The 17,611-nt window shown below is 69.8% G+C and carries 12 protein-coding genes and 1 tRNA gene; 9 read left to right on the forward strand and 4 right to left on the reverse strand.

Annotation, left to right across the window (positions count from 1 at the left end; all coding sequences use genetic code 11):
• Positions 1-150 precede the first annotated feature (150 nt).
• From ACIRJR_RS29185 to ACIRJR_RS29215, 7 genes are all read left to right on the forward strand, one after another.
• Positions 151-1,047: an FAD binding domain-containing protein gene (locus ACIRJR_RS29185; RefSeq protein ID WP_403786075.1), complete on the forward strand. Its 897-nt coding sequence runs from the start codon at positions 151-153 to the stop codon at positions 1,045-1,047.
• Positions 1,044-2,645, forward strand: a complete 1,602-nt coding sequence (locus tag ACIRJR_RS29190; RefSeq protein WP_403786077.1) for a 2Fe-2S iron-sulfur cluster-binding protein — start codon at positions 1,044-1,046, stop codon at positions 2,643-2,645. The genes ACIRJR_RS29185 and ACIRJR_RS29190 overlap by 4 nt, the downstream gene beginning before the upstream one ends.
• Positions 2,646-2,733: 88 nt before the next feature.
• On the forward strand, positions 2,734-5,067 hold the full coding sequence (locus tag ACIRJR_RS29195; protein WP_403786079.1) for a xanthine dehydrogenase family protein molybdopterin-binding subunit: 2,334 nt from the start codon (positions 2,734-2,736) through the stop codon (positions 5,065-5,067).
• A 141-nt stretch (positions 5,068-5,208) separates the two neighbouring features.
• On the forward strand, positions 5,209-5,676 hold the full coding sequence (locus tag ACIRJR_RS29200) for a hypothetical protein (RefSeq protein WP_403786231.1): 468 nt from the start codon (positions 5,209-5,211) through the stop codon (positions 5,674-5,676).
• 107 nt (positions 5,677-5,783) lie between these two features.
• On the forward strand, positions 5,784-7,181 hold the full coding sequence (locus tag ACIRJR_RS29205; protein ID WP_403786081.1) for a hypothetical protein: 1,398 nt from the start codon (positions 5,784-5,786) through the stop codon (positions 7,179-7,181).
• 26 nt (positions 7,182-7,207) lie between these two features.
• The gene (gene mycP, locus ACIRJR_RS29210) at positions 7,208-8,602 is read left to right on the forward strand and encodes a type VII secretion-associated serine protease mycosin (RefSeq protein WP_403786083.1); all 1,395 of its coding nucleotides are present in this window, start codon (positions 7,208-7,210) and stop codon (positions 8,600-8,602) included.
• Between the two features lie 377 nt (positions 8,603-8,979).
• Positions 8,980-9,639, forward strand: a complete 660-nt coding sequence (locus ACIRJR_RS29215; RefSeq protein ID WP_403786085.1) for a hypothetical protein — start codon at positions 8,980-8,982, stop codon at positions 9,637-9,639.
• 64 nt (positions 9,640-9,703) lie between these two features.
• On the opposite strand, the gene ACIRJR_RS29220 is transcribed toward ACIRJR_RS29215, so the two are convergent.
• A tRNA-Cys gene (locus tag ACIRJR_RS29220) sits at positions 9,704-9,778 on the reverse strand.
• Positions 9,779-9,963: 185 nt separating this feature from the next.
• On the opposite strand from ACIRJR_RS29220, the gene ACIRJR_RS29225 reads away from it, so the two are divergent.
• Both ACIRJR_RS29225 and ACIRJR_RS29230 read left to right on the forward strand, forming a co-directional pair.
• Entirely contained in the window at positions 9,964-11,460 is a 1,497-nt protein-coding gene (locus ACIRJR_RS29225) for an MFS transporter (RefSeq protein ID WP_403786087.1), read from the forward strand.
• A gap of 229 nt (positions 11,461-11,689) precedes the next feature.
• Complete coding sequence (locus ACIRJR_RS29230) at positions 11,690-13,471, forward strand: DEAD/DEAH box helicase (RefSeq protein WP_403786089.1); 1,782 nt, start codon at positions 11,690-11,692, stop codon at positions 13,469-13,471.
• Positions 13,472-13,533: 62 nt separating this feature from the next.
• Here ACIRJR_RS29230 and ACIRJR_RS29235 read toward each other — a convergent pair whose 3' ends face one another.
• The 3 genes from ACIRJR_RS29235 to ACIRJR_RS29245 form a co-directional block, all read right to left on the reverse strand.
• Positions 13,534-14,100, reverse strand: a complete 567-nt coding sequence (locus ACIRJR_RS29235) for a hypothetical protein (protein WP_403786091.1) — start codon at positions 14,098-14,100, stop codon at positions 13,534-13,536.
• A gap of 117 nt (positions 14,101-14,217) precedes the next feature.
• Positions 14,218-16,509, reverse strand: a complete 2,292-nt coding sequence (locus tag ACIRJR_RS29240) for a hypothetical protein (protein ID WP_403786093.1) — start codon at positions 16,507-16,509, stop codon at positions 14,218-14,220.
• The gene (locus ACIRJR_RS29245) at positions 16,509-16,958 is read right to left on the reverse strand and encodes a hypothetical protein (RefSeq protein ID WP_403786095.1); all 450 of its coding nucleotides are present in this window, start codon (positions 16,956-16,958) and stop codon (positions 16,509-16,511) included. Before ACIRJR_RS29245 ends, ACIRJR_RS29240 begins: the two co-directional genes overlap by 1 nt.
• Between the last annotated feature and the right edge of the window lie 653 nt (positions 16,959-17,611).

Here is a 17,611-nt window from a genome sequence, read left to right on the forward strand (position 1 = left end):
TTTTCCCCTGGTCGGGGACGGAAACACCCTTCGCGGACCCTCGCTTCGGACAGCCCGGAAGATGTGCCAGAGTTGCCACGTCCCGGCCGTGAGCACGTACCGTACGGCGGACAGGCGGGACTGCCGGGACACCGGGAAGGGGCAGCTGGGTTGACCACGCACGCACCGCAGGCGATGCAGTCGGTGACGCTCCCGGCCTCGCTCGACGAGGCCGTGGCGGCTCTCGGCGCCATGCCCGCCGCCGTTCCCGTGGCCGGAGGCACCGACCTCATGGCCGCCGTCAACAAGGGCCTGCTGCGGCCCTCGGGACTGGTCGGCCTCGGCCGGATCAGCGAGCTGCGCGGCTGGCACTACCAGGACGGCCACGCCCTGCTCGGAGCCGGTCTGACCCATGCGCGCATGGGGCGGCCCGACTTCGCCGCGCTGATTCCGGCGCTGGCCGCCTCCGCGCGCGCCGCGGGCCCGCCGCAGATCCGTAACGCCGGGACGCTCGGCGGCAACATCGCCACCGCGGCCCCGACCGGTGACGCCCTGCCCGTGCTGGCGGCCCTGGAGGCCGAGCTGGTCATCGCGGGCACCGGGGGCTCCCGGCGGGAGATCCCCGTCTCGCACCTGCTCGCGGGCCGCGAGATGCTCGAGCCCGCCGAGCTGATCGGCTTCGTCCGCGTACCGCTGCTGCACGCCCCCCAGGTCTTCCTCAAGGCGACCGGCCGCACCGGACCCGGCCGCGCCACCGCCTCCGTCGCGATCGTCCTGGACCCGGCCCGCCGCGGCGTGCGCTGCGCGGTCGGCGCGATCGCCCCGATGCCCCTGCGGCCCCTGGAGGCCGAACGCTGGATCGCCTCCCTGATCGACTGGGACGGCGAGCGCGGCCTGGCCCCCGACGCGCTGGCCGCATTCGGCGAGTACGTCGCGGCGGCCTGCATCCCGGACCAGGCACCACCGGACGACGGGGGAGAGGCACCCCCTCTGTCGCCCGCCGTCCTGCACCTGCGGCGCACGGTCGCCACACTCGCCCGACGCGCACTGGGGAGGGCACTGTCGTGAGCAATGAGGAGAACCCCGAGCAGCAGCACGGGCACCCCGACCCGTACGCCGGCTGGCAGCCGACCCCGCAGAGCGGTGAGTACGACGCCGACGCGACCGCCTTCGTCCACCTGCCCCCGGAGGACCTGGCCGACCTCGGGAACGACCCGCTGGCCGCCCCCGGCCACAGTTACGTGCCGCCGATGATCCTTCCGCTGACCCCGGCTGCCGGGCTCGACCCCGCGGCGACGGGCAGCTGGGTCGTGCGGACGGGGAGCCAGGGGGAGCAGGGCGGCCAGGAGACCACGCCCGACGCGGTGCACTGGCCCGACCCGAACCAGCAGCAGGACCCGTACCACCCGCAGGACCCGTACCAGCAGCCGTACCCGGACACGGCGCAGTACGCGCAGACGTCCTCCACGACCGCCCAGTGGAACTTCGACGCGGCGGCGTCCGCCGAGCCCGACCCCGAGCCGGCCCACGAGCCCGCCGGCCACACCGGCCAGTGGACGATCCCCGTGGCGGACGGCGACCTCCCGGACGAGTCCGGCGAATTCGCGGCCTCGGCGATGGCTTCCTCCTGGTACGCGGACACGCCCCCGGCCACGCTGCCGGGCGGAGCCCCCGCCCCGTGGGCGACGCAGGAGCCCCAGGAGCCCGCACCCGCACCCGCACCCGAAGCCGTCGCGGAGGAGGCCCCGGAAGGGCCCCAGGAGCCCGAAGGCGCCCCTGAGGCTCCCGAGGCTCCCGAGGCCGCCGTGGAGGCCCTGGACAGGCCGGAAGAGGGCCTGGAGGCACCGGACGGGCCGCGAGGGGGCCTGGAGTCGGAGGCACCCGGGGAAGGCCCTGCCCCCGGGATGCCGGCACCCGAGGCGGACGTCCCCGAGGCCGAGGCATCCGGGGACCCGGCCCCCGGGGCGCGGACGCCCGAGGCCGACACCGGACACGACACCGGACACGACACCGGACACGCCCCGCTCCCCGGTGAGGAGCACGCCGCCGCCTCCGCTCCTGCGGACGGCCCCAGCGAGCACCCCTCCGCCTCGTACGTCCTCCACGTGAACGGTGTGGACCGCCCGGTGAGCGACGCCTGGATCGGCGAGTCACTCCTCTACGTGCTCCGGGAGCGACTCGGCCTCGCCGGCGCCAAGGACGGCTGCTCCCAGGGCGAGTGCGGCGCCTGCAATGTCCAGGTGGACGGCCGCCTCGTGGCGTCCTGCCTGGTCCCCGCAGCCACGACGGCGGGCAGCGAGGTCCGCACCGTGGAGGGTCTCGCGGTGGACGGCGAACCGTCCGACGTCCAGCGGGCCCTGGCCCGGTGCGGAGCCGTCCAGTGCGGCTTCTGCATCCCCGGGATGGCGATGACCGTGCACGACCTCCTCGAGGGCAACCACGCCCCCAGCGACCTGGAGACGCGGCAGGCCCTGTGCGGCAACCTCTGCCGGTGCTCCGGCTACCGGGGTGTGCTCGACGCCGTACGGGACGTCGTCGCGGGAAGGGAGGCGACCGCCGAGGCGGCCACCGTCCAGGACGACACCGAACCGCGCATCCCGCACCAGGCGGCCCCCGGCGCGGGCAGCGTCCAGGCGCACGAGGCGCACGAGGGAGACGTCCGGTGAACACGGTGAACACCGCGCCGTCCCCCGCACCACCGGTCACCCCCACCACCAGCAGCCGCCGCAGCGGAGCGAACGACAAGGAGGCGGCGTGACCAGCGACGCAGCCACCGCGACCAGCACCACGCACACGACGACGCCGTCCGAGGGCCCCGCCCCGGACCAGGAACTGCCCGCGCTCGGACTCGGCACCTCGCTGCCGCCCGCCGACGCCCGCGCCAAGACCGAGGGCACCTTCCCCTACGCGGCCGACCTGTGGGCCGAAGGGCTGCTGTGGGCGGCGGTGCTGCGTTCCCCGCACCCGCACGCGCGCATCCTGTCCATCGACACGACGGCAGCCGCCGGCATGCCCGGCGTGCGCGCGGTCGTCACGCACGAGGACATCCCCGGGGACGGGTCGTACGGCCGCCGGGTCGTCGACCGTCCCGTGTTCGCGTCCGAACTCGTCCGCCACCACGGCGAGGCCCTCGCCGCCGTCGCGGCCGACCACCCCGACACCGCCCGTCTGGCCGCCGCCGCGATCGCCGTCGAGTACGAGGTTCTCGAACCCGTCACCGACCCCGAGAAGGCCTTCGCCGCCGAACCCCTCCACCCCGACGGCAACCTCATCCGCCACATCCCACTGCGCTACGGCGACCCGGACACCGTGGGCGAGGTCATCGTCGAGGGCCTGTACCGCATCGGCCGCCAGGACCCCGCCCCCATCGGCGCGGAGGCCGGCCTCGCCGTGCCCCGGCCCGACGGGGGCGTCGAGCTCTACACGGCGTCCACCGACCCCCACACCGACCGTGACCTCGCCGCCGCCTGCTTCGGCCTGGACCCCGAGCGGGTCAAGGTCGTCGTGACCGGCGTCCCGGGAGCGACCGGCGACCGCGAGGACCCCGGCTTCCAGATCCCGCTCGGCCTGCTCGCCCTGCGCACCGGCTGCCCCGTCAAACTGGCCGTCACCCGCGAGGAGTCCTTCCTCGGGCACGCCCACCGCCACCCGACCCTGCTGCGCTACCGCCACCACGCGGACACCGAGGGCAGGCTGGTCAAGGTCGAGGCCCAGATCCTCCTCGACGCGGGTGCGTACGCCGACTCCTCGTCCGAGTCCCTGGCCGCCGCCGTGGCCTTCGCCTGCGGCCCGTACGTCGTCCCGCACGCCTTCATCGAGGGCTGGGCGGTCCGCACGAACAACCCGCCCTCCGGACACGTCCGGGGCGAGGGCGCGATGCAGGTCTGCGCCGCGTACGAGGGCCAGATGGACAAGCTGGCGGCGAAGCTGGGCATCGACCCGGTCGAACTCCGTCTGCGCAACGCCCTGTCCACGGGCGACATCCTCCCCACCAGCCAGACCGTGACCTGCCCCGCACCCGTCGCGGAACTCCTCGGCGCACTCCGCGACTTCCCGCTGCCGGCGCTCCCCAAGGACTCGCCGGAGGATGACTGGCTGCTGCCCGGGGGGCCTGAGGGCGCCGGTGAGCCCGGGGCCGTCCGCAGAGGTGTCGGCTACGCCCTCGGCATGGTCCACATGCTCGGCGCCGAGGGCACCGACGAGGTCTCCACGGCCACGGTCCGGGTCCATGACGGCGTGGCCACCGTCATCTGCGCGGCAGTCGAGACCGGCCAGGGTTTCACCACGCTCGCCCGCCAGATCGTCCAGGAGACCCTGGGTGTCGAAGAGGTCCACGTGGCGGCGGTGGACACCGACCAGCCCCCCGCGGGCCCGGCGACGCACGGCCGCCACACCTGGGTCTCCGGCGGCGCGATCGAGCGGGCCGCCAAGATGGTCCGGACCCAGCTCCTCCAGCCGCTGGCCCACAAGTTCGGCATGTCCACGGAGCTCCTCCAGATCGCCGACGGCAAGATCACCTCGTACGACGGTGTGCTGTCCACGACGGTCACGGAGGCCATGGACGGCAAGGAACTCTGGGCGACCGCCCAGTGCCGCCCCCACCCCACCGAACCTCTGGACGAAGCAGGCCAGGGCGACGCGTTCGTGGGTCTGGCCTTCTGCGCGGTCCGCGCGGTCGTCGACGTCGACATCGAGCTCGGCTCGGTCCGGGTGGTGGAGATGTCCGTCGCCCAGGACGTCGGCCGAATCCTCAACCCGTCCCAGCTGGCGGCCCGTATCGAGGCGGGCGTCACCCAGGGCATCGGCGCGGCCCTCACGGAGAACCTCCGCACCGCCCGTGGTCTGATCCGCCACCCGGACCTCACCGGGTACGCGCTTCCGACGTCCCTGGACGCGCCGGACATCCACATCGTCAAGCTGATCGAGGAGCGCGACGTGGTGGCCCCCTTCGGCGCCAAGCCCGCCTCGGCGGTCCCGGTGGTGACGTCCCCCGCCGCGGTGGCGTCGGCGGTCCGCGCCGCGACGGGCCGCCCGGTCAACCGCCTCCCGATCAGGCCGCAGGCGGCGGTGGCGACGGCCAAGTCCTGAAGCCTGATCCGCGATGAACCGGCGACCGGGGACACGCAGTGTCACTGGCAGTGCCTACAGTGGTCCCTGAAGTCGTGGCAGGCCGGATACGGGGAGGGTGCTGTGCTGCCTGATGACGGGGGCGGAGCCGCTTTGGCGGCAGTGCCGTTCATAGGGGTGACCTCGGCGGCAGCGGCCGTCGAACTCGCCACGGAGCTGACGTCGTTCACCGCGTTCCGCAACCGCGTCGACGAGATACTGGTCGCCCTGAAGGAATCACCGGCCGACGCGACCAAGCTCGGCCAGGACCTCATGAAGCGCACCCAGTTCGGCGGCGGCGACAACCACTGGGCCGAAGCGGCAAGCCTGTTCACGTCGTACCAGACGGTGATCACCGAGCTGGAGACCCTCTCGAAGAGCCTCTCGGACTCCATAGAGGGCATGAGCATCGCGGTCCTGGCCGCGCACAACGGCTACGAGAACGTGGATGCCGACATCCGGCGCCGCATGCTCGCGATCTCCGACGAGGCGAAGGAGCGCTACGGCGGCGAGTACGACCCGACGCGGCGTGGGGGCGGGGAAGCGGCCGAGAGGACCCCGAAGCCCGAGCCGACCACCGGGGAGATCTGATGACGACGACGGACACCGGCGGTTTGACGCGGGGATAGGCGGGGGCCGACATGGATCACAAGGAAGCAGGACAGGGCACACCCTTCGACGGGATGACCCACGAGACCATGCTGGCCTGGCTGGACATGGCCAACAGCGGGGCGATCCAAGGCGCGTCGGACCGGCTGATCGGTGCCGCCAAGGAGATTCGCAAGATCGCGGAGGAGCTGAAGGTCCGGCCGCAGGCCGTCGAGTGGAAGGGCGAGGGCGCCACGGCCTTCCGGACCTGGAGCGACGACCTCGCCAACGCGACGCTGCGCCTGGGCGACTACAGCGAGGGAGCGTCGAAGTGGCTGGCCCAGGCCTCCGACGCGCTGGCATCGGCCCAGGTGTCCATCCCGCGCACCGACGCGGGCGCACAGGCCAACCTGGACGCGGCGAAGGCCGCGCGGAACGACCCCGACGCGTCGGCGGTCGCGCAGAAGTCCCTGGAGACGCTGCTCGCCGCCAAGGAGGCGAACCGCCAGGAGGCGGCGGCGCAGATGCGGAAGCTGGCGCAGTCGTACGCCTTGTCGGCCTCGCAGATGGACGGGCTGGAGAAGCCGGTGTTCCCCCCGCCGCCGGGGGCGATCGTGCCGGAGCGGTCTGGGGGCATCGATGATGCCCGGACATGGGGGCCGCCTGGCGGCATGGGAACCGCAGAGGGAGAAGGTGCGATTCGCGGGGTGACCACGCGCTCCGAGTTCTCGCCGTCAACGGGCTCCGGGAGCCAGGGAGCTCCTGACTCATCAGCGGTCCGGGTTCCGCCCGACCCGGGAACCCCGGTGAGTATGGAGGTCAACAGCACGGCGACTCTGCCACAGTCGTCGTCCACGCCCTCGGTGTCACAGCCGGGGCCGCCGGTTGCGGGTAGGCCGGACGGCGGTCTGCCTTCCGGGCTACCCGTGCCACAGGCGTTCGGCGGCGGCACACGGTCGGCTCCAGGCCCGTTCGGCAGCGCGAAGGACTCAGGGCTGAATGTCCGCACACCGTCGCTGCCCGGCCAGAGCGCGTCCGGTTCGGGGTCGGTAAGCCGCACGCCTCGTGATGCGGGCATCACCGGTGGTCGGCCGGTAGCGCAGCCCACAGGCAGAGGGCTTCCCGGCGGAACAGTCGTCGGCGGTGAGACGACGCAGGGACGGAGCCCCATGGGACATGGGGGAATCAGTGGTGGCGGTGCCGCTCGGAGCGGTGCCATGGGCGGGCGGCCACCGGCTGGAGGAAGCGGCGGAGTCGTCGGTGGCCGGCCCCGGCAGGCGGGGCGTTCAGGTGAACGTCCCTTCACGCCTGGTGGCACCGGCCTTGTGCGGGGCAACGAAAGCGGACGCGCTGCCGGACAGGCCGCAGGTGGATTGCGCGCACCGTCGAGCCGTCGGCCTGCAGACCTCCGACGCGATGAGGGCGGCGAACGTCCGGACTACTTGATCGAAGACGAAGAGACATGGAAGCAGGGCGGACGTCGCGCTACGCCGCCCGTCATCGACTGATGGAACGACTCCGGATGAGGACGCGAATGCTTGCCAGCGGTGTGCACAGGGGCCGGACAAGGGCCTTTGTTTCGGTGGCGCTCGGAACACTGCTGGTGGCTGTCACGGCAGGGTCTGCTCATGCGGAGTCGGTCCGTTCGAATCAATGGCACCTGACAGCGATGAAGGCCGAGGGGATGTGGCAGAGCAGCACCGGGAAGGGCATCACGGTTGCTGTGATCGATTCGGGGATCGATGTGTCAAATCCTGATCTGCGGGGGCAGGTCCTCAAAGGAAAGGACTTCGCCCCTGGTGAGCCTGGCGATGAGCACTCCGACTACGACGGTCACGGTACGGGGATGGCCGGGCTGATCGCAGGGACAGGCGACGGTCGTAACGGAGACGGGGCGTTCGGACTGGCGCCAGGCGTGAAGATTCTTCCTGTCCGGGTTCCCGACAAGGCCGCCAACCTTGCTGAAGACATTGCGCAGTTCAACACCACGGTTCCTGCGGCCATTCGGTATTCCGCTGACAAGGGTGCCAAGGTCATCAATATCTCGTTGGCTGCGAGCGAGGGTTCACAGCAGTTGACAGACTCGGTGAAATACGCGATTGGCAAAGGGTCGCTGGTCTTCGCAGGTGTGGGTAACGACGCCGAGCGTTCCAATGGCGTCAAGTACCCGGGAGCCACTCCCGGGGCGGTAGGCGTGGGCGCCGTCGGCAAGAATCTGCAGAGGACAGAGGAATCCCAGTACGGCCCCCAGGTGGACCTCTCCGCGCCGGGCGAGGAGATGATCCACGCCTGCAAGAGCGAAACAGGCCTCTGCACCTCGCACGGCACCAGTGACGCCACTGCCCTGGTTTCCGCCTCCGCCGCACTGATCTGGTCCAAGTACCCGGACTGGACGAACAACCAGGTCCTTCGCGTGCTGCTGAACACGGCCGGTGGCCCCACGACCGGCGAGGAGCGTGTGGACGACATCGGGTACGGCATTGTCCGGCCCCGCATCGCACTGACAACCCCCGGCGACCCGGGCCCCGCCGACGAGTACCCGCTTCCGGATCTTGCGGCGGCTGAGTCCCCGACTCCCTCCGCCGAGCCGTCCAAGGCCACGGGCGGGTCCGAAAAGAGCGACGAGCCGGCCGCCGCAGCACCGGCCGCCGACGACAGTGGCAACACCGGCCTCTGGATCGGCCTGGGTATCGGCGCAGCTGCCCTCATCGGAGTCGCAGTGGCCGTCCTGGTCATCCGCTCCCGCCGCCGAAGCGCGCCTCCGGCCGCCCCGCAGTCGTACCAGCCCGCGTACCCCCACCAGCAGGAATCCCAGCCCCCGTACCCGCACCAGCAGCAATCTCCGCCTCCGTACCCGCAGTACGGCCCCCCGCCCGGTGCTCCTGGGCCCAACGCGCCGTACGGGGGCCCGCCGGGTCCGACTGCCTGAAGCCCACTATGGCGGGCCTTCCGTCTCGCCTTTGTCAGGCAGGGTGGCGCATCGCTCTACTTCGAGTGCGTGAGTCCTCAGCTGGAAGATTCGGACAAGACGCCGTTGCGGATTCAGGCAGGTTTCGGGCGTGGAAAAGGAAGCGACGCGCCCGATACGCGTGAGTACCGCAACATGAGCATGACCATCCTCCACGCCATGGCGCTCAAGCTGGTGAAGGAACTCGACTGCGAGAACAACGGCGGTCTCCCGAAGACCCCCGTGCTCACTCCGAAGTAAAGACGTTGTGTCTGGCGCGGTCTCTCCGGTGGTTCCGCAGCCTTGCGGACTGAACCACCGGCGGCAGAGAGAGAAACAGATGGTCCTGGGGTGTGCCCATGCGTAGAGCAACCGCCGGCCTGGCGATGGCCGTTTCGCTGGCGGCCGGCGTCGTCGGCTGCGGTGAGGACGAGAAGAGCCGCGCCGAAGAGGCCTGGGAGCAGGCGGTACCTCCCGAGCGGCTGTGCGGAGGTGCCGCGGTGTCCGCCCGGGCTGGTGAGGCGCTGGAGTTGATCACTGGTTCCTCGCGGTTCGAGGCGTCGAGTGAGACGTCCACCGTCGCGGACGCCGCGCAGGAATTGAGCGACCAGTTCACGTCCTCCTTCACGGGACACGGAGACATCTGCCGCGTCTTCACCCCCGTCGGCGTACCCGGCGACAGTATGCGGATCACCTGGCGCCTTTCGGGTACCGCCCCGACGGGGGGCCCGTCTTCGAGGTACACCGCCCTGAGGATGGGGGAGCAGGCCGGTACGGCACCGGACCGCGCGTTCGTGACCTTCGCCTGTCAGGGCGGGGAACTGCCAGGTCTCTCGCCGGCGCATATCGACATCCACGTCAATTTCGGGGCTGTGCCCACGGAACCCGAAGGCGACGTCGAGGCGTTGAAGAAGGCCTACGCGACCGTGGCCCACTCCTTCTCCCTGGCTATGGCCAAGGAGATGGGCTGCGAGGGCGACGGAGGGCTCGAGGCGCAGCCGTCGTTGGACCCGGCGTAAGGGCTGGTGTACCCAGGAACGGCCGCCCCCGTGGGGGCGGCCGTTCCTTTTCGGGTTCTCCCGCTGGAGACCGTGACCGGATTCGAACCGGTGTAACTCGAGTTGCAGTCGAGCCCCTGAGCCTCTCGGGCACACGGTCGTGCGTTTGTTGATCTGCTGTCGACCGTACGGGCGCCGGGGGAGTGGGCCAAGGGATCCGGACGGGCCGCAACGTGACTGCCATACCGCGTTCACGAACGGCTCAGGGGCCTAAGACGAAGGGACCAGCTGGATCCCGCCCACCGACAGGGGTCACCTGAGGAAATGACCCTTACGCTGGACGCCATGACTGCCCTGGAACCCCATGACGCCGAGGTCACCGCCGCCCTCGTCGAGACAACCGTCGCCGAACCGGCGGAAGGGGTCCTCGGGCGGACCTACCGGGCGCTCAGTATCGGCATCGTCTCCGTCGTCCTGCTCATCGCCTTCGAGGCGACCGCCGTCGGCACGGCGATGCCCGTCGCGGCCAGGGAGCTGCACGGCATCCCGCTCTACGCGTTCGCCTTCTCCGCGTACTTCACCACCAGTCTCTTCGCGATGGTGCTCTCCGGGCAGTGGGCCGACCGGCGTGGACCGCTCGCCCCGCTCGCCACCGGCATCGGGGCCTTCGGGGCGGGGCTGCTGCTCTCCGGGACGGCCGGCGGCATGTGGATGTTCATCCTGGGGCGGGCCGTCCAGGGCATCGGCGGCGGGCTCGTGATCGTGGCGCTGTACGTGGTCATCGGGCGGGCCTACCCGGAGCGGATTCGGCCCAGCATCATGGCCGCGTTCTCGGCCGCCTGGATCGTCCCGTCCGTCGTCGGGCCGCTGGCCTCGGGGACCGTGACCGAGCACCTCGGGTGGCGCTGGGTCTTCGTCGGCATCCCGGTGCTCATCGTCCTGCCGCTGGGCCTCGCGCTGCCCGCGATCCGGCGGATGGCGGGAGGGGCCACGGACGCGGAGGCCGCGGCGGAGCCCTTCGACCGGCGCCGCATCCGGCTCGCGCTCGGGATCTCGGCGGGCGCCGCGCTGCTCCAGTACGCGGGGCAGGATCTGCGGTGGGTCTCGCTGGTTCCGGCGCTGGCCGGTGCCGCGCTGCTCGTCCCCGCCGTGCGTGGGCTGCTGCCCCGGGGGACCTTGCGGGCCGAGCGGGGGCTGCCCGCCGTGATCCTGCTGAGGGGGATCTCGGCCGGCTCGTTCATCGTCGCGGAGTCCTTCGTCCCGCTGATGCTCGTGACCCAGCGCGGCCTGTCCCCGACGCTGGCGGGCCTCTCCCTGGCCGCCGGGGGGCTGACCTGGGCGCTCGGCTCGTACGTCCTGGCCCGGCCCCGTCTGGGGCCCCACCGGGGGGTGCTCATGGTGGCGGGCATGGTGCTGGTGACGCTGTCGATCCTCGCCGCGCCGAGCGTGCTGATCGAGGCGGTACCGGTGTGGACGCTCGCCGTGGTCTGGGGGGTGGGGTGCTTCGGCATGGGCATCGTGATCGCGTCGACGAGTGTGCTGCTGCTCAAGCTGTCGGCCCCGCAGGAGGCGGGGGCCAACTCTGCCGCCCTCCAGATCTCGGACGGCCTGTCCAACGCGCTGCTGCTCGCCGCGGGTGGTGCGGCGTTCGCCGCGCTCGGTGGCGGCGCGGTGGGTGCGGCTGCCCACGGGGCGGTCGGCAGCCAGGCCGCCGTCGCGCACCCCGGGGCGTTCACGGTGGTGTTCCTGCCGATGGCGGCGGTGGCGCTGGTGGGGGTGTGGGTCGCGGGCCGGGTGAAGGACACTCCCGCCTCTTCGTCGAGGCAGCGGATCACGCGCTGAATGCCGCTGAGGAGCCGAACCGGAGGCCGGTCTGTCGCGGAACGGCTTCCCGGGTCCGCCACGCAGGCGTCTCCTGTGAAGAGGGTCTCAGCAGTACCGGGCCACGGCTGATCCATAGGGGGTTCCGCCCCGACCGCCGGTAGGGTGGCCCGGTTGTCGTATCGCGTACGGGCCGGTCTCCGGTCCGTACGGCCAGCGCCCCACGTACCCGAGTGCCGAACCGGAGACCGTGACTACTACCGCCTCCCACCACCTCTCACCCGCCTTTCCCGGCCGCGCCCCCTGGGGTACGGCCGGCAAGCTGCGCGCCTGGCAGCAGGGTGCGATGGACAGGTACATCCAGGACCAGCCGCGCGACTTCCTCGCCGTCGCGACCCCCGGCGCGGGGAAGACCACCTTCGCGCTGACCCTCGCCTCATGGCTGCTGCACCACCACGTGGTCCAGCAGATCACCGTCGTGGCGCCCACCGAGCACCTCAAGAAGCAGTGGGCGGAGGCCGCCGCCCGCATAGGCATCAAGCTCGACCCGGAGTACAGCGCCGGACCCGTGAGCAAGGAGTACCACGGGGTCGCGATCACGTACGCGGGTGTCGGTGTGCGCCCCATGCTGCACCGCAATCGCTGCGAGCAGCGCAAGACGCTCGTGATCCTCGACGAGATCCACCACGCCGGTGACTCGAAGTCGTGGGGCGAGGCGTGCCAGGAGGCGTTCGACCCGGCGACCCGGCGGCTCGCGCTCACCGGCACGCCCTTCCGGTCGGACACCAACCCGATCCCCTTCGTCGCGTACGAGGAGGGCAACGACGGCATCCGCCGCTCCTCGGCCGACTACACCTACGGCTACGGAAACGCCCTCGCCGACGGGGTCGTCCGTCCCGTGATCTTCCTCAGTTACAGCGGCAACATGCGCTGGCGCACCAAGGCCGGGGACGAGATCGCCGCGCGGCTCGGTGAGCCGATGACCAAGGACGCCATCGGGCAGGCCTGGCGCACCGCGCTCTCGCCCACCGGTGACTGGATCCCCAACGTGCTGTCCGCCGCCGACAAGCGGCTGACCGAGGTGCGCAAGGGCATTCCGGACGCGGGCGGGCTGGTCATCGCGACGGACCAGGAGTCGGCGCGCGCGTACGCCAAGATCCTCAAGTCGGTCACCGGCGAGAAGCCGACCGTGGTCCTCTCCGACGAGAAGGCCGCTTCCAAGAACATCGACAAGTTCAGCGAGGACGGATCGCGCTGGATGGTCGCGGTCCGCATGGTGTCGGAGGGTGTCGACGTCCCGCGTCTCGCGGTCGGCGTGTACGCGACGACGATCTCCACCCCGCTCTTCTTCGCCCAGGCCGTCGGCCGTTTCGTACGCTCGCGAAGGCGTGGCGAGACCGCCTCCGTCTTCGTGCCGACGATCCCGATGCTCCTCGACTTCGCGAACGAGATGGAGGTCGAGCGCGATCACGTCCTCGACAAGCCCAAGAAGGGCAGCGACGAGGAGAACCCCTTCGCCGAGGAGGACCAGCTCCTCGCCGACGCGGAGAAGCTCGAGGACGAGGAAACCGAGGAGCAGCTGCCCTTCGAGGCGCTGGAGTCCGACGCGGTCTTCGACCGGGTGCTGTACGACGGCGCCGAATTCGGTATGCAGGCGCACCCGGGCAGCGAGGAGGAGCAGGACTACCTGGGCATCCCCGGCCTCCTCGAACCCGACCAGGTGCAGCTGCTGCTCCAGAAGCGGCAGACCCGGCAGATCGCGCACAGCCGCCAGAAGCCGGCCGCGGAGGCCGACCTCCTGGAGAAGGCGGCCGAGGACCGGCCCGTGGTCACGCACAAGAAGCTGCTGGAGCTCCGCAAGCAGCTCAACACCATGGTGTCGGCCTACACCCACCAGAGCGGCAAGCCGCACGGGGTGATCCACACCGAGCTACGGCGCGTGTGCGGCGGACCGCCCAGCGCGGAGGCGACGGCCGGACAGATCCAGGACCGGATCAAGAAGGTCCAGGAATGGGCCACCCGGATGCGGTGAGCCCACCCTGACGGCCCCGGTGCGGAGGCGGCGTGATCCGCGTTCGCACCGGGGCCGCGGTGTTACCCGGGCAGGGCGTCGGGGACCTCGGTGGGCAGCTTCGCCTGTGCGGCGCAGCCCAGTTGCTCGGCCAGGGCGCGGGAGACGTCGTTGAGGATCGTCATGCGGTCCTTGCCCGTGCTGCCGGCGTTCATCATGTTCTTCGCCGAGTACATCTCGGCCTTCACATAAGGGGCGCTGCCTTCGGCCCGACCTGTAGGGCATGCGAAGAACAGGGAAGTGGCGAGGTCACCCGTTGCGGACGCGTACACCCCGAGAGGGTAGAAGAGCTGGTCATAGTCCTTGTCCTTTGCCGACTCGACCGGATCCGGGTGGCTCTCCCTCGCCGTGAACCCGACGGTCATCAAAGGACGTCCGCTCGTGTCGCCCTCCCGGTACAGGTTGCACTCATAGCCGGATACTGCGGGCTCCCGAAGGCGTTTCGCGGCCGCCTTCAGCGACCACCTAACCGGATCCTCCAGTTCGGTGTACCCGTCCTTGCCCCCGATGCGCTCAAGTGCGGCTGCGCCTGCCGCGGACAGTGTGCTGTCGCAGACCTGGGACGCCGAGAGGACCTCAGGGCGCTTCACACTCCCATCCTCACTGTCGGAGCATGCTGCGGCCCCGCCGACCATCAGCGCCACGCAGACGGCCCGGCGAAGTGTTGGTCTCACCGATACACGGCCCTTTGTATCCATGATCAGTCCTTAGTACGGGGCGCGCCCGCGGTAGTCGTTCTGATGTGATCCCGTACCGAGGTAGCTGGCCTTGATCTCTTCCTTCCAGTTCTGGTCGTCGCCCGTTTCGGCGGCCGCGGGGTGGTCCTTGGTATAGGTGTCGTAGCTGGCACCCAAGTCGTCGACACCCTTGCTGTAGAACTCCTGACTGGTCACCTGAGCCTTTTCGGCGTGGTCCTGCTCGGCGTCGTCGATGCTCTTGTCGACCTCATGGCCGATGAACGTGTTGACGGCTTCACCGACGGTGTCCGCCGCGAGCGGTGCGATCACCAGTGCGGCCGCGGTGGTGCCGGGCAACGGAATCGCTGCAATGCCACCCGCCACGACTGCTCCGGCGCCAAGTTTGACCCAGTCCCCGGACCGTCCAAGGGACTTGTTGGCCTCCTCGGAGTCGTCCTTGTACGTCTTCTCCGCCTGCTCGACACGCGAGTTGTCCAGGATGCCGCGTGCCTCGGCCCCCGTTACCATCGCGTCCCGGGCGTAGTCGAAGTTTGCCTCGCTCGTGGCCGGGTGGGCGTCCAGGGCACTCAGGGTGTACAGGTGCTGCGCCGCCGTGACGACACCGTGAGAGGTTTCGTTCTGTCCCAGCACGCTGAGGAAGCTGATTGCGCCCTCGTTGCCGAAGTTCGCCCGTCCCTCGTATTTGGCGGGGAACGACCCGTCATCCTTCGAGTGGTCGCCGATTCCCGACAGGCTGTAGTCGATGTCGTCGATGTACGCGGCGCCCATCTTGCCCAGGCTGTCGGCCAGTTCGGACTGCTTGTGCAGCATCTCGGGGCCTTTCTCGCTCCCGTACAGGTATGCCACCTGCTCCATGACTCCCGCCGTCGCAGCCGTCCGGTGGTCCAAACTGCCGGGGATCAGGGGGTCCTTGCCGGACATGGGATCGGAGTCGTACGCGTAACCCGTGGTGGCGGACTCCAGTGCGTGGCCCAGCGAGTCCTTCCCGGCATTGACCTTGCTGTCGCCGTCGTGGGTGGGGTCCGCGAGCCAGATACGGTCCTGCGTCAGGTACTTGAGGTGCTCGTTGACCTCGCCGTCCTTGTCGACCGATTTCCCCGCGCCTTCCGGCTGGGCGAAGAACTGCGTCGAGGCGTCGGGGTTGTGGCCCAGGGCCTCCATGAAGCCCGTCATCGGGTCGCGGCCCCGGTCGTGCTTGCCGTAGAAGTTGAGGTCGCCCTGATTCCAGTTGTTCACCCAGGGGCTGTTGTCCTCGACGTTGCGCTCCTTGTCGTACGTGATGAGCTTGTCGCCGTACTGGTTGAGGAACTGGTCGTCGTAGTCGCCGAACCTCATGAGGTTGGACATGACGCCGAAGCCGGTGGGGTCGTTGGCGTCGTCGATGCCGAGCCGGTCCGGGCCCAGCTTCACCATCTTTGCTTCCCAGCCCTGCATCGTGTCGCTGTCGGAGAGGGTGGCCGTTCCCAGGGTGATACCGAGGTTCTTCTGGAGCTGCTTCGCCTGCTCATAGAACTTCGGGTCTCGCCCCATGCTCTGGTAAGGGTCGGCGACTCCGGCGTAGAACTCGAGGATTTTCTTCGGTTCAACCTGGGTGGCGAACCGCTCGGCGAAGAGCGGGTCGCTCTTGTACGTGGCCAAGGTGCTGTTGACGGTGTTCAGCTCGGTCAGCGTCACATCGTGCGGGTCCTTCTTGAGAATCTTGGCCACCCTTTCCGCCTCTGCCACGGCCTTGGCCGCAGAATCCCGGTCCTTGTAACTGGCGTCGGAGAAACCGTGTTCGGCTTGGTCGACGAGGAGCGTCAGCACCTTGGCCGCCGATGTGTCGCTCTCTGTGGCATTCCTCAGGATGTGCTGGATCTCGTCCCGGAACGTGTCCACGTCCCCCTGGGTGTGCTCGGGCACCGTGGTGCCCTTCGCCGCCCGATCGGGGTGGATGTTCATGGTGACGGTGAAGCCGCCGTCCCCAGTGTCACGCACAGTGAGGTTCTTCTGTGCGCCGCGATGGATGGCGGCTTTCATCTGATCCCGATAGCTCGTGAGTTCACCGAGAGTATCGGCGAGAATCCTTCTTACCGTCTCTGCCTGAGTGTGGGCATCGGCGAACTCGCCAGCCGTCTTGTCCACGAATGAGCGGGTGACGGTGGCATTGTCACCGGCCCAGTCGGCTTTGTCGGACTTCGCTTTGAGGTTGTCCTTCGCGTCACCCTGGAGGACCTTGAGCTTCGTGACCATTTGTTCCCAGTCGGTGATGGCCGTGCTCAGATCGGAGAAGTTGGCGAATCTAAGGGAATCGAGGTCCATCAGTTGCCGGACCTTTCGTTGAATCCCTTGTCGAGCGTTTCGATGTTGCTGACCACTGTGGCGATGTAGACCTCGTCGCCCGCGTGGGCGCCCTTGGTGAAGTCGAGGTGGTTGGAGATGTGGGCGCAGGCGTCCTGCAGGGAGCGGACCTGCTCGATCCAGCGCGCGGCCACGTGATCGAGGGCCCCGCCCAGGGCGAACGTCTCCGCCTTCAGGGTTCCGGCGGCCTTCTGGGTGGAGGCACGGGCATGGTCACCGACCTTCTCGAGGTCTCCGTACAGCCTGTACGCGGCATTTCCGATCGCCGCCAGATCCTGCTGGTTCACCTTCAGGTCGCCTTGCGGCGGCGGCCCGCCACCCGCTTCCGGCGGCAGTTGGTTCAACTGCATCCGTGTCGAATCCCTCTCGGCCGCCTCGGATTTCAGTTGTTCCCATTCATCCCATGCCATTGACGGTCACCCTCCCCATCGTGCCGATAATTCCCGTACGTCCGTGTTGTCCTGGGTGTGCGGCGAATTAATCCGTCAAGCGAGTCCGACAGTTACCTCAAGAGTTGACCACGAACCGAATGATCAATTGCGGCGCACGCGTGGAGGAGGTGTAGCGCAGGCACAGCGGGGCTATAGGGGCGGACGTGCTGGGGCTCGCGGCAGGGTGGACACGCGACTGGGGGGCCGGGCTTCCCGGCGGGCGGTGGGTGTGGGGCGCGCACCGGCTCTCGGGTGGGCGCGTGCGGGTGTGGTGAGCGCCAGGGAGAAATATTTTTGCCGCGCTTATTCACGGTGGGTTAACAATCGTTCACGTGTGATGCACGGAGCGTTGCCGCGGTGTCACCCGACTTGAACGCGCGTAGATGTTCGGGTTCCGGACGGTCCGCCGCTGACCGGCGGTAATGCGGCGCCGCTCCGGAGGGAGACCGGATTCTGGACGAGGTCTTCCGCTGAGCGGACTCCCTCGCTAATGTCCCCGAAACATGAACGCCCCGTGGCAGTGTGGCCGCGGAGCGCAGCCGGTGCCATGGCCAGTCGGCGGCCTCTCGGTGCGTCGCCGTGGGACCGGCGTCGGCACCCCGGAGACAACCGCCCCGCTCACCACGAGGGAG

It is taken from the genome of Streptomyces sp. NPDC102402 (assembly GCF_044765765.1).
Classification (GTDB): Bacteria; Actinomycetota; Actinomycetes; order Streptomycetales; family Streptomycetaceae; genus Streptomyces.